Annotated in this window: 12 protein-coding genes; 11 read left to right on the top strand and 1 reads right to left on the bottom strand. The window is 40.2% G+C overall.

Translation table 11 applies throughout. The features are described from left to right. The first annotated feature begins 168 nt into the window (after positions 1–168). The 5 genes from V7083_RS04775 (at position 169) to V7083_RS04755 (ending at position 6,405) form a co-directional block, all read left to right on the top strand. Positions 169–1,725 carry a 4-hydroxyphenylacetate 3-hydroxylase N-terminal domain-containing protein gene (locus V7083_RS04775; RefSeq protein ID WP_335475920.1) on the top strand — a complete coding sequence of 519 codons (1,557 nt, stop codon included), beginning with the start codon at positions 169–171 and terminating at the stop codon, positions 1,723–1,725. Positions 1,726–1,750: 25 nt separating this feature from the next. Further along, positions 1,751–2,230, top strand: a complete 480-nt coding sequence (locus V7083_RS04770) for a flavin reductase family protein (protein WP_335475922.1) — start codon at positions 1,751–1,753, stop codon at positions 2,228–2,230. 18 nt (positions 2,231–2,248) lie between these two features. Further along, positions 2,249–3,133: an FAD synthetase family protein gene (locus tag V7083_RS04765; protein ID WP_335475918.1), complete on the top strand. Its 885-nt coding sequence runs from the start codon at positions 2,249–2,251 to the stop codon at positions 3,131–3,133. A 214-nt stretch (positions 3,134–3,347) separates the two neighbouring features. Then, positions 3,348–5,228: a XylR N-terminal domain-containing protein gene (locus V7083_RS04760; protein ID WP_335475916.1), complete on the top strand. Its 1,881-nt coding sequence runs from the start codon at positions 3,348–3,350 to the stop codon at positions 5,226–5,228. A gap of 196 nt (positions 5,229–5,424) precedes the next feature. Beyond that, the gene (locus tag V7083_RS04755) at positions 5,425–6,405 is read left to right on the top strand and encodes a catechol 2,3-dioxygenase (RefSeq protein ID WP_335475914.1); all 981 of its coding nucleotides are present in this window, start codon (positions 5,425–5,427) and stop codon (positions 6,403–6,405) included. A gap of 75 nt (positions 6,406–6,480) precedes the next feature. On the opposite strand, the gene V7083_RS04750 is transcribed toward V7083_RS04755, so the two are convergent. Next, the gene (locus tag V7083_RS04750; protein WP_335475912.1) at positions 6,481–7,248 is read right to left on the bottom strand and encodes an IclR family transcriptional regulator; all 768 of its coding nucleotides are present in this window, start codon (positions 7,246–7,248) and stop codon (positions 6,481–6,483) included. Between the two features lie 215 nt (positions 7,249–7,463). Between V7083_RS04750 and V7083_RS04745 the strand changes: the two genes are divergently transcribed. From V7083_RS04745 to V7083_RS04720, 6 genes are read left to right on the top strand one after another with little or no spacing between them, the layout of a single operon-like run. Beyond that, positions 7,464–8,378 carry an acetaldehyde dehydrogenase (acetylating) gene (locus tag V7083_RS04745; RefSeq protein WP_335475910.1) on the top strand — a complete coding sequence of 305 codons (915 nt, stop codon included), beginning with the start codon at positions 7,464–7,466 and terminating at the stop codon, positions 8,376–8,378. Then, the gene (gene dmpG / locus V7083_RS04740; RefSeq protein ID WP_335475907.1) at positions 8,375–9,388 is read left to right on the top strand and encodes a 4-hydroxy-2-oxovalerate aldolase; all 1,014 of its coding nucleotides are present in this window, start codon (positions 8,375–8,377) and stop codon (positions 9,386–9,388) included. The genes V7083_RS04745 and dmpG overlap by 4 nt, the downstream gene beginning before the upstream one ends. 31 nt (positions 9,389–9,419) lie before the next feature. After that, the gene (locus tag V7083_RS04735) at positions 9,420–10,196 is read left to right on the top strand and encodes a 2-keto-4-pentenoate hydratase (RefSeq protein WP_335475905.1); all 777 of its coding nucleotides are present in this window, start codon (positions 9,420–9,422) and stop codon (positions 10,194–10,196) included. A gap of 19 nt (positions 10,197–10,215) precedes the next feature. Beyond that, positions 10,216–11,007 carry a 2-keto-4-pentenoate hydratase gene (locus V7083_RS04730; RefSeq protein ID WP_335475903.1) on the top strand — a complete coding sequence of 264 codons (792 nt, stop codon included), beginning with the start codon at positions 10,216–10,218 and terminating at the stop codon, positions 11,005–11,007. Beyond that, positions 10,946–11,239 carry a 2-hydroxymuconate tautomerase gene (locus tag V7083_RS04725; RefSeq protein WP_438823693.1) on the top strand — a complete coding sequence of 98 codons (294 nt, stop codon included), beginning with the start codon at positions 10,946–10,948 and terminating at the stop codon, positions 11,237–11,239. The genes V7083_RS04730 and V7083_RS04725 overlap by 62 nt, the downstream gene beginning before the upstream one ends. After that, on the top strand, positions 11,236–12,708 hold the full coding sequence (locus V7083_RS04720; RefSeq protein WP_335475899.1) for an aldehyde dehydrogenase: 1,473 nt from the start codon (positions 11,236–11,238) through the stop codon (positions 12,706–12,708). The genes V7083_RS04725 and V7083_RS04720 overlap by 4 nt, the downstream gene beginning before the upstream one ends. Positions 12,709–12,743 lie beyond the last annotated feature (35 nt).

The raw sequence follows: 12,743 nt of genomic DNA, 5'->3' as shown, positions 1-12,743 counted from the left end.
AATTAAAAAAATTTTAAGGTAGATAGGTTTAAGGAATTTGCCTTACAATTTGCGTAGATAGTTACAGAAAATTCAGAACAAACAAAAGTAATTATGAAGGCATCAAAACCTTTCTATCCACTTTGTCCTAGAAGGAAGACCAGTACACCAATTAAAGGAGGAAAAGGAATGGAAAAAGTAACGGCATCTAAACCATTCACAGGTGAGGAGTATTTGGAAAGTATTCGCAATCAAGCACGTGAAGTTTGGCTGTACGGAGAGAAAGTGAAAGACGTAACGTCACATCCAGCGTTTCGAAATTCAGCTAGAATGATAGCCCGCCTTTATGACTCTATGCATAATGAATCAGAGGCATCCTCAATATTGACAGAGACGGACACCGGCAGTGGTGGTAAAACTCATCACTTTTATAAGATGCCTCGAAGTGCTGAAGATCTCATTGCCAGCAGGGATGCAATTGCTGCGTGGTCTCGCAAAACTTATGGGTGGATGGGAAGAACTCCGGATTATAAGGCCAGCTTTCAAGTTGCACTGGGAGCCAATCCAAATTTTTGGGGTGAATACAACAGTAATGCAGTACGTTGGTACAAGGAAATTCAGGAAAAGTGTTTATTCCTGAACCATGCAGGTTTGAACCCGCCTGTTGACCGCCATCTGCCTCCAGATGAAGTGGGAGATGTTTTTGTTCATGTTGAAAAAGAAACAGATGCAGGATTAATTGTAAGCGGTGCCAAAATGGTTGCAACCGGCTCTGCGTTATCCCATTCCAACTTTATCTTTCAATATGGGCCATTGCCGATTAAAGCGAAAAAGGAATTTACTCTGTTTGCCATAGTTCCGATGGATAACCCAGGAATTAAACTCATTAGCCGGGCCTCCTACGCTATGACAGCAGAAGTAATGGGGACTCCTTTTGATTATCCGCTTTCCAGCAGGCTTGATGAAAATGATGCTGTTCTTGTTTTCGATAAGGCCCTCATTCCATGGGAAAATGTTCTTTTATATGGTGATATCGAAAAGGCAAATAGTTTTGTCCCATTATCAGGATGGGTACCTCGCTTTACCTTCCACGGGTGTACTCGTTTAGCGGTAAAACTTGATTTTATTGCAGGGCTCCTTTTAAAAGCTGTGGAGGCAACGGGTGCGAAAGATTTCCGCGGCGTACAGGCTCAAGTAGGGGAGGTCATCGCATGGCGTAATCTTTTCTGGGGATTAACAGATGCTATGGCGCGTAATCCGGAACCATGGCAGGATGGAATCGTTCAGCCAAATATGTACTATGCTTCATCCTATCGTGTCTTTGCAACCATTGCCTATCCAAGAATAAAAGAAATTATCGAGCAGACGGTTGCCGGTGGACTCATATATGTAAATTCCAGCGCACTTGACTTCCAAAATCCTGAACTTAGGCCATTATTGGATAAATATTATCGTGGATCAAATGGGTATGATGCGGTTGACAAAATGAAGTTGATGAAACTCCTTTGGGATGCGGTAGGTTCAGAGTTTGGAGGACGCCATGAACTATATGAGCGCAATTATGCGGGAAATCATGAGAATATCCGAATGGAGACCCTTTTCCATGCAACCGGTACAGGATTAGTGAATCAAATGAAAGGCTTTGCTGAACAGTGTATGGCAGAGTATGATCTAAATGGCTGGACCGTTCCAGATCTTATTAATCCAAGTGACGTTAGTTATTTGTTGAAAAAAGCGGGCAAATGAGCCGGGTAGAATGGATGTGATTGGTTTGGACAATCGTCAATTTCGAAATGCTATGGGGAAATTTGCGACTGGAGTAACGGTGATAACAACTCAGGTGGACGGAGAACCTTTTGGTATGACTGCGAATGCCTTCATGTCTGTCTCTCTTGATCCAAAATTAGTAGTGATCTCAGTAGGGCACAATGCTAAAATGCTTCAACGTATTCAACAGTCGAATCGTTTTGCAGTGAATATATTATCGGCAGACCAACAGGAATTCTCAGCCTTGTTTGCCGGTCAGAAAAATATTGATGGAATGATTGAATTTACCACCTTGGCTGGGCTGCCAATCCTAAAAGATACAATTGCTACCATTGCTTGCAACGTCGTTAATGTGCATGAAGCTGGTGACCACACTCTATTTATTGGAGAAGTAACCGATATCCGACTAGACGAGGGAGAACCATTACTATTTTTTCAAGGCCACTATCATGCGTTAAATCAAAGCATCCTCAGCAAAAACTAACACCAAGGAGTGAAAGGTTTGAAAACGGTATATCTGACCCATCATTCTGAAGCGGTTTTCGAAGATGCGGAACCGTGTGTATTGGCCATGGGATTTTTTGATGGTGTGCACATCGGTCATCGGAAAGTCATTAAGGCGGCAAAACAAATTGCTTTGGAACAAAAGGTCAAAAGTGCCGTTATGACCTTTTACCCTCATCCCAAAGAAGTCATAAGCAACGGAAATGAATCGGTAGATTATATTATTTCTCTTGCTAGAAAAGAGGAACTGATTTCCCAATTGGGGATTGATATCTTGTACGTTATAAATTTCGATATGGAATTTGCAAAATTACCTCCAAAAGAATTTGTAAGACAGTACATGTTGCGAGTTCAGGCTATCCATGTGGTGGCAGGATTTGATTTTACGTATGGATACTGTGGGAAAGGGAATATGAATACGCTAGGACAGGACGGTTTGGGTAGATTTGGTGTCACGGTTGTGCCCAAAATCAGTTTATTTGATAAGAAAATAAGTTCTACCTATATGAGGGAATTATTAATAGCAGGAGAGGTATCTAAAATACCTACTCTTTTAGGTGATTATCACGAAACTTTTGGAGAAATTACTAGTTTTCAAATGATGAATAACAGGGAAAATAAGATCGAAATCTCCAGCCATGAAAGGTTCATGCTACCTGTATGCGGAGCCTATGATGTTGTATGGAAGGTGGATGAATTAGAACACTATGGAATATCTCTTCTTACTACTAAGAAGAGAGGAGCTAAACATTTGGAAATTGTAACGGCTCATGCCAACAAGGACATGATTGGAAAATGCGTTAAAATTAGATGGATTAAACAACGTAAGTTTTTTTTCAGTCCCAATCAAAAAGAATATGACCCACCTTTACTGAGATATTAACAATTATTCATTTTTTACGTGAATAGAGGTAGAAAAAGCTCAAACACTTTTAGTTTGTGAGTTGCTGTAGTCTGGAGGTTTTTCCAATAGAATGACAACTTGTAGGATGATAGTTTCTGGTATTAAGGTACTAATGCTGTTATTATCGGATTATTAGATTGAATTTTCTGAACTCTAAATCTCCAAACTAGCAAACCAAAACGAGGTGTTAGTAATGAGAATCGTTATACGAGATGAAGTGAAAAGTATTGATGAAAATGAGGGAATACTGAGTTCTGTATCTGCTTTTGCTCTGCTTAGAGAAGAACTAATTAAAAATATTGGGATGGATCGAGTAAAGGGTTTCCTCCTTCGATATGGTTATGAATTAGGAGCAAATGCCGGAAAGAATGCGTTAGCTTTGGGGTTTTCCCGTCTTGAAGAGGTAATTAAGCAGGGGCCGGATTTCCACTCAACCTATGGACATGTTAAGGGCGTCAATTATTCTATTAACATGGATTTTGATCAGAATGATCAGGATATTTCTTCATCTGGAAAAGGTACTTGGGAAGGCTCTTTTGAAGGTTTGGAACATCTGAAACGCTTTGGTCGTTCGGAATCCCCTATTTGTTATACCCTTAGGGGGTATGTAAGTGGTTTTATGTCTACCATCTGCAAACAAACAATCATTGCAAAAGAAACGTCTTGTATTGCAATGGGCGATCCTGTTTGCAGTTGGGAGTTTAAACCATTGGCTGATTGGGGAAGTGAAATTACAGAGGAATACCAATATTATTCGGAGTCACCGATTATTAAAGATTATAAATATACCTACCAACAGTTGTTAGAGCAAAGAAATTATATGTATCAGGTGGCAAATCTTCATAAAAAGCTTACGGAATCCGTTACCAATGGCTGTGATTTGCAAATGATTGCGGATATCGCCAATGAGATCACCGGATTTCCAATTATGATTGATGATGTAAGTTTTCAGACCTCGGTGTATTCAGGAATGACGAATGCTGATTTTCAAGAAATTATGGACGATATAAAGCTTGAGTTTCGTAAAGCAGATGAAGAACATCAGCATCAAAATGAAAGACCAGATGAGTTTTTGTTGTCTTTTGGCAAGAAATGCCTTAAGACTCAACATCATCGGCTCCTTTTGGCACCGATTACCGTCAGAAAAAAAATTCTGGGTTATTGTTCGTTTATATATACAAAAATAATGGAACATAATGTAGAACATGATTTTATGCTTTTAGAAAGAATTGCTAACGCGGCTTCCTTATTTTTTCTCAATGAAAAGACTAGCTTTGAATCGTTTGAGAGAATGAAAGGGAACTTTTTAGAACAATTGCTGAATAATCAATATTCTTCTAAAACAGAGATTTTAAAGCGCGGAAGGTTCATGAATATTGATTTAAGGCAAAAATATTATATTGGTGTTTTAGAAGTTAAGCACCATAAAATATCGATCGACCATGAATTGGTTCTTCATGAGCAGCTGCTTGAATCTACTATTACTTTTTTTAAGGAGCAAAAGCACACTGTTTTGGCTGTTCAGAAACAAGGAAGAATTGTTTTTCTAATCCCTGTATTGTCCAAAAAAGACAGTATAATGGCCGGGGTGGTAGAAGCATATGTGAAGTTTTTGGAAAAAACGTTCGCACATACTAGCTTTAAATTAGGGATAAGCAGCAAGGGTGAACTAATAGAACAAGCATTCAAATATTATGAAGAAGCATTGATAGCCAGCCGTATGGTGACAAAAAAGAAGGTACAAACCTTTGATTCCTTAGGAATTGTTGGAATTTTAATCAATCAAAATAATATAGCCGCTGTAAAAAAATTGGCGCATCAGCTCCTGGGAGTTCTTTATGAAAATAATGATCCGAAAAGTGCTGAATTAATCAAAACCTTGTATGTATTTCTTTTAAATGGTGGAAAGCTCGAACAAACGATGAAGGACCTGTCGTTATCTATGACTGGGCTATTATATAGAATTCAGAAGATCGAAATGATGATAGGAAAAGACCTTCGTAATCCATTAGATAGTCATCACGTCTTTTTGGTGTTAGAAGCTCTTGTTTCTTTAGGAGAATTAGAGATTTAACTAACAATTGTTATTAGAATGTTAAACAAAAAAATTTTTGATTAACTGTCCACCATAAAGGGACAATAGTCTTTTTATCCATATCAAACTTTTTTACTATTAAAATAACCGATAAAGGCATATAAAATTTCTCTATAATGTAAACGGTTTCAACTAGTTCTTCACATCTCGCATTTTAAAATTAGGAGGAGTAATATTGAAAACTATTAAAGAACCTATTTTTGATGTTGGGCAATTGGCACATGTGGAGATTTTCTCTCCAAAGCCAGAGGAAACAGTGGACTTTTTTACGAGATTGCTTGGAATGAGTGTTACAGAACGATCGGGTCAATCTGTCTATTTAAGAGCCTACGAAGAGTCGTATCATCATTCTTTAAAGGTAACGGAAGCAAAGGAAGCCGGTCTCGGGCATGCTGCGTGGCGGACTATTTCTCCTCAAGCTCTCCAGCGGCGAGTTGAGGCAGTAAAGGCGACAGGTTTGGGTCGTGGGTGGATTGAAGGGGACCTTGGTCATGGGAAGGCCTACCAATTTACAACACCTGATGGTCATCTAATGGAATTATTCTATGATGTGGAATATTACAAAGTGAAAGAAAACGAAAAAACGAAATTATTAAATCGTGCCACGAAACGGCCGGATCGCGGTGTACCTGTACGCCGCTTGGACCACATTAACCTCATGTCTTCCAATCCTGGAAAAGACACTGATTTTATGCTGGATGCCCTTGGATTTCGATTAAGGGAACAAATTCAGGATAATGGCAACGTGCTTGGAAGCTGGATCAGTGTATCCAACCTTGTCCACGAAATAGCGTTCATGCCAGAACCTAACAAAATGCAGGGGAAACTTCATCATCTTTGCTATTGGTATGGCATTCCGCAAAATTTATATGATTTAGCAGATTTACTAAGGGAAAATGATATTTTCGTAGAGGTTCCGCCAAATAAGCATGGAATCAGCCAAGCTTTTTGTATGTATGTCTATGAACCGGGAGGAAACCGGATTGAGTTGTTTGGGGATGCGGGTTATCTAATTTTAGATCCTGCTTGGGAGCCTGTCATTTGGGAAATGAAGGATGTACCCGGAAATGGTGATACATGGATAGGTACGGCATTCCCTGAATCATGGTGGGTGCGTGGAACTCCTGTCAGTGTTCCTGAAATTGCAAAATCTTAAAAACAAATGGACCTGAATTTACTTATGAAGGAGGATCACCAATCTCCTTCATAAGTATTTTTTTGTATTGCTTAATTAACGTTTCCAATAGCCCATTTTTTCTGAGATCAACTCCCCGGAACGGATTAATTCCGATGCCATCCATTCAACCTTTCGTTGGGTAAGGCGATTACTTGGACCCACTAGGTTAATAGCTGCCATTACTTTGCCAGTATAATCTCGGACTGGAGCAGATAGGGAAGTAACAGCATCACGTAGTTCGCCGTTACTGACCGAATAGCCTTTTTGACAAATTTGCTTCAATTCACGGCGAAACTCTATGGGATCGGTTATCGTTTTTGAAGTGAATCTTTCTAAACCTTTGTCCAATATCGTATCTACCAGAAATGGTTCACTATAAGCGAGTAATAGTTTGCCAGAGCTCGTGCTATGGGTGTGATTGTGAAGACCGGGATGAGATACCAATTTAATAGAGTTTTCGCTTTCTACTTTGCATAAATAAATGATTTCAAGATTATCCAAGATGGCGAGATGAGAGGTTTCTTTGAAAGTATTAGCCAATTTAGTAATGATGGGTAGTGCCTCTTTATGGAGATCAATATGACCTAAAACGATCGAACTTAACTCAAGGACGGATAAACCAAGTTCGTATTTATTCGTTTCACTATTCTTTCTAACCAATCCCTCTTTGGCCAATGTGGCTAATATTCTTTGGACACTGCTTTTACCTAATCCCAACTCTGCTGCCAGTTCACGAACCCCTTTTTGCGGGGTTTCCATTTTAAAAGAACGGAGTATTTTAATCGCATTATTAACAGAAGAAAGTACATGATCTTTTTCCATTTTTATTCACACCTCTTATTTTGATTATAAAAAAAATTTCGAAAATGTCCACTATACAGGGACGATGAAATTGTTCAGATGATGAGTATCTTCTATCATAAAGATCAATAGAGGGATTTACGGGGTGTTAGAATCGACCCTTTTCCAGGATTATTTAAAGTATCAAGTGATATTTCATTCAGTAAAAAATTGAAAATAAGGAGGATGTGCAGCAAATGGATAAAGTGAAAGCTGCTATATTAGGTTCCGGTAACATAGGAACGGATTTGATGTACAAAATTTTAAAAAATGATGGAAATCTGGAATTATCGTTAATGGCAGGGATCGTCCCTAATTCTGAAGGATTGGTAAGAGCACGTGACATGGGAATCCAGACAAGCCATGAGGGAATTAAAGAAATTTTAGAAGATCCGGAAATTAAAATTGTCTTCGATGCTACAAGTGCAAAAGCCCATTTTCAAAATGCGGAACTCTTACGTTCAGCAGGAAAAATGGCTGTGGATTTAACGCCTGCAGCCGTTGGTCCGTATTTAGTTCCACCGGTAAATCTGGAAGAACATAGAGAGGCCAGAAATGTAAACATGGTATCCTGTGCGGGGCAGGCGACTACACCCCTTTTATATGCTGTTTCCCGTGTAGTCCCTGTACATTATGCAGAAATCATTGCGACAGTGGCCAGCCGTGCAATTGGACCGGGAACAAGACAAAATGTCGACGAATTCACTAGAACGACAGCAAATGCCCTTGTTAAAGTTGGCGGGGCGAAATCGGCTCGGGCTATTCCCGTCTTTAATTCAGCCGAACCTCCAATTACCATGACGAATACGGTTTATGCAGTTATCAAAGATAACGATTTTGATGTTGAGGCAGTTAAGAAATCTGTGCTGAAAATGATCGAAGAAGTTTCCACTTACGTTCCTGGTTACCGGTTAAAAGGAGAACCATTCGTTGATTATCGTGAAACTCTATGGGGACGCTTACCGATGATGGTGATCATGAATGAAGTGGAAGGAGAGGGAGATTTCTTTCCGAACTATGCAGGGAATTTAGATATTATGACAGCTTCGGCTCGAAAGGTCGGAGAATTGTATGCACAACAATTTCTTGGAACAAAGGAGGTCCAACGATGAAAATACCGAGAATAACAGATACAACACTACGGGACGGCTCGCATGCAGTTAGTCACAGTTTTTCTCCTGAATTAATCGAAAATGTAGTCAAAAGGCTTGATGAAGCGGGAGTTTCTGTTATTGAAGTCAGCCATGGTGCAGGATTACATGGCTCGACCATTCAACAAGGATTTTCTCTTTACTCGGAGTTTGACTTAATTAAAACCGCGGTTAAAACCGCAAAAAATGCAAAAATAGCTTCCTTATTTGTTCCAGGTATTGGAACGAGTGAAGAACTGCGACAAGCAGTCGAAATTGGAATCGAAACGATTCGGATTGCGGTACATTGTACTGAAGCTGATGTAACGGAACAATATTTCCGGTTGGCAAAGGAATTAGGAATTGAGGCAGTAGGGTTTTTAATGATGTCCCACACGCAATCCGGAAAAGTCCTTGCTGAACAAGCGAAATTGATGGAATCATACGGAGCTGATTGTGTTTATGTAGTTGACTCTGCTGGAGCTCTTGTACCTGTGGGTGTAAAGGAAAGGGTCTCCGCATTAAAAGAGGCACTCTCCATTGATGTAGGCTTCCATGCCCATAATAATCTTGGATTGGCAATTGGAAATACATTGGCTGCCCTGGAAGAAGGTGCGGACCAAATAGATGGAACGTTAAGAGGACTTGGTGCGGGAGCAGGTAATGCGCCGACAGAGGTACTAGTGGCAGTATTAAATAAAATGGGAATCGATACCGAAATCAGCCTCTCTGTTTTAATGGATGCTGCGGAAGAGGTGGTCGCGCCAATCATGCCAGCCCCGATTATTCTTGACCGGGACAATTTATCAAGCGGTTATGCCGGCGTATATAACAGCTTTCTCTTACACGTAAGACATGCCGCGGAAAAATTTGGGGTAAGTGTTTCAGAAGTAATGGATGAGTTAGGGAAACGCCAAGCGATTGCCGGACAAGAAGATTGGATTTTGGATGTTGCAGTTGAATTGGCTGCCAAAAAAAGTGTCAGGGTTTGATTAAGCGTTTAAACAAGGTGGTGTGAGTTAGATGATTATTGATGAGGCTGCTGCAAGGCTGATGGAAGCGGAAGAAAGGAAGAAAGTAATTGAACCGTTAACAGTGACTTATCCAGGAATTACAGTGGATGAAGCCTACTTAACCCAGTTGGAGATCGTCCAACGAAGGGTGGCAAAGGGTGCCAAGATTGTCGGGAAAAAAATTGGTGCTACAAGTAAAGCTATACAAAATATGTTTGGTGTTAATCAGCCGGATTACGGACATCTCTTAGACGATATGATGTTTGTTGATGGTGATACCATTTCACTGAAACAATACATTCAGCCGAAAGTAGAGTGTGAGATTGCTTTTATTTTAAAAAAGGATTTAAAAGGTCCGAATATTACCTTGATGGACGTAATCGAAGCCACGGACTATATTGTCCCAGCAATTGAAGTTATCGATAGTAGGATACTTGATTGGAAAATAAAGTTTGAAGATACAGTAGCGGATAATGGATCATCTGCCAGCGCCATCATAGGTGGAAATCCAACAAAGCTCAATGGCATTGATTTAGCCCATATCGGCATGGTGGTTTATAAAAACGGAGTGATGATTGACTCAGCTGCAGGTGCAGCAGTACTGGGCAATCCGTTACGGGCAGTTGCATGGTTAGCGAATTCTTTGAGTAAGTATGAAGTTTCATTAAAAGCAGGTGAAATCATCCTTTCTGGTGCTTTGACCAGTGCTGTAGAGATAGAAGATCAAGATACGTTTACAGCTGAATTTGCACATATCGGATCGGTAAGTGCAACATTTAAGCGGTAAGGGAAATGAGGTGAAATGCATGCTAAAAACGCATGTGATTGATGAAATCGCCAATGAGTTATACAAAGCAGAAAAACATAGATATTCGATTGATAAATTTGTAGATAAATATCCTGAATTGAATGAGGAGTTAGCTTATAAAGTACAAGAACGATTAATTGAAATTAAATGTAATGAAGAAAAAACAAAAAGGGTCGGTCGTAAGCTTGGTTTAACCAGTAAAGCAAAGCAGGTAATGATGGGAGTCCATGAGCCCTCCTACGGTGTGTTACTTGAGAGCATGCAATTATTTGAAGGCGACCCAATTTCTATTTCTTCATTTATTCATGCAAAATTGGAGCCTGAGTTAGCTTTTATTTTTGGAAAAGAATTAAAGGGTCCACATGTGACTGTAGCGGATGTGCTTGCTGCTACAGAATATATTGCTCCTGCATTAGAAATTATTGACAGCAGGTTTCAAGGCTTTAGCTTTACACTTCCGGATGCAGTTGCAGATAATTCTTCATCTTCCCGTTTTATCATTGGCGAAAGATTTTATTCACCAGAGCAATTTGATTTAAGACTTATGGGGATGGTGTTTAAGAAAAATGGTGAAGTTGTTGCTACCGGGGCAGGAGCAGCCGTGATGGGTCATCCAGCAAGAGCGATCGCATGGATGGTGAATAAATTGTTTAAGGAAGGACAAAGTGTTCAACCTGGAGAAGTGGTGTTGAGCGGTTCATTATCTGGGGCAGTAACAATTGCTGAAGGTGATCATTTTTCTGCATGCTTTGACAGAATCGGTACAGTTGAAGCTGTCTTTACAGAATGACCTTGGACTGACAAAGAAAGGAGAGATGTTCATGCCATTTATTAAGATTAATATTCTTAAAGGAAGGACATCGGAAAAAAAAGAACGATTGATTCGTGAAGTCACTGATTTGGTTTCAGAAATATTAGAGGCACCCATACAGAATGTCCGCGTCATGATTCAGGAAGTAGAACCTGAGCACTGGGGTATTGCAGGTGAATCGGTAAAAAAAAGAAATGAGGTTTCAAAATGACAAAAGTCCAAATTGGTGTGAGAGAGGTTGGCTTATATATAAATGGTCAATATGTGAAATCAAGCAATGGGGCTACTTTTGAAGTGAAAAATCCAGCGACACAGGAAATTATTGCAAGGGTTAGCGAAGGAACGGAAGAAGATGTCGATCAAGCTTGCCGGGCTGCCAGAACAGCTTTTGAAAATGGTCCATGGAGAACAATGACGGTAGCTGAGCGCTGCGGGAAACTGCGTAGAATGGCAGAAATAATCTTGGAAAGAAAAGAAGAAATAGCTAGATTGGATGCTATTGATGTAGGAAAGCCATTTCATTCAACCGTTGAGCACGAAGTTCCCCGTGCAGCGCACAACATCCGTTTTTTTGCTGATTTTGTTGAAAAACAAGGCGGAGATACCTTTCCAATGGAGGAAAATTACATTAACTATACCCGTTATGAACCAGTGGGAGTGGCGGCTTTGATTACTCCGTGGAATGTACCATTTATGCTGACTACATGGAAGCTTGGTCCATGTCTTGCAGCAGGAAATACAGCTGTTATTAAACCGGCTGAGATGACTCCGCTGTCCGTTTCTTTACTTGGTGAAATTGCCAAAGAAGCTGGCATTCCAGACGGCGTTGTTAACGTGGTTCATGGTTTAGGCAATGTAGCGGGTACCTCCCTGACCACACATCCTGAAGTAGACCTAATCTCATTCACAGGTTCTACCTCAACGGGGAAGAGGATTTTGAAAAATGGAGCAGATACCCTTAAAAAAGTTTCCTTTGAGCTTGGGGGGAAAGCCGCCAATATCGTGTTTGAAGATGCAGATCTAGATAAAGCGGTACCGGGTTCCATACATGCTGCATTTATGAACTCAGGACAGGTATGTCTTGCTGGCTCGAGGATTTTAGTACAGCGCAACATTTTTGATATCTTTTTGGAAAGGTTTAAGAAAGCTGCATTGGAATTAAAAGTTGGCGACCCGCAAATTAAAGACACGAAAATGGGACCGCTAGTGAGTGAGCAACATTATAAAAAAGTAATGAGTTACCTTGAAATTGCTAAAGAGGAGGAGGCTGACTTAATCTGCGGTGGAAAACGTCCGGAGCTTCCTGACTATTTACAAAATGGATATTATTTAGAGCCAACGGTGTATGTTACAGAAAACTCGAAGTCACGTATGTGTCAGGAAGAGATTTTTGGACCAGTTGTAACGATTATTCCATTTGATACAGAGGAAGAAGCATTACGAATTGCGAATGATACAGAATATGGATTGAATGGTGTAGTGTGGACTCAAAACCTCCAGCGTGCACACCGAATCTCCCATTCTGTCCGAGCAGGGACCATATGGGTAAATTGCTGGTTTGTTCGTGACCTGCGTGCACCATTTGGCGGTTTTAAGAAAAGTGGAATTGGCCGTGAGGGGGGCCACCACAGTATGGAGTTCTTTACAGAAGCGAAAAATATTTGCATTGCATTAAATTAATATAAAATGATAATGGGAAAGGGGCTGGGACATAA

It is taken from the genome of Bacillus sp. JJ1764 (assembly GCF_036962145.1).
Taxonomy (GTDB): domain Bacteria; phylum Bacillota; class Bacilli; order Bacillales; family Cytobacillaceae; genus Neobacillus.
This window is presented reverse-complemented; position numbering and strand designations above follow the sequence as displayed.

Coding starts and splice junctions, on each gene's coding strand:
- V7083_RS04775 (WP_335475920.1), top strand. CDS start 169: ATGGAAAAAGTAACGGCATCTAAACCATTCACAGGTGAGGAGTATTTG.
- V7083_RS04760 (WP_335475916.1), top strand. CDS start 3,348: ATGAGAATCGTTATACGAGATGAAGTGAAAAGTATTGATGAAAATGAG.
- V7083_RS04750 (WP_335475912.1), bottom strand. CDS start 7,248: ATGGAAAAAGATCATGTACTTTCTTCTGTTAATAATGCGATTAAAATA.
- V7083_RS04745 (WP_335475910.1), top strand. CDS start 7,464: ATGGATAAAGTGAAAGCTGCTATATTAGGTTCCGGTAACATAGGAACG.
- dmpG (WP_335475907.1), top strand. CDS start 8,375: ATGAAAATACCGAGAATAACAGATACAACACTACGGGACGGCTCGCAT.
- V7083_RS04735 (WP_335475905.1), top strand. CDS start 9,420: ATGATTATTGATGAGGCTGCTGCAAGGCTGATGGAAGCGGAAGAAAGG.
- V7083_RS04730 (WP_335475903.1), top strand. CDS start 10,216: ATGCTAAAAACGCATGTGATTGATGAAATCGCCAATGAGTTATACAAA.
- V7083_RS04720 (WP_335475899.1), top strand. CDS start 11,236: ATGACAAAAGTCCAAATTGGTGTGAGAGAGGTTGGCTTATATATAAAT.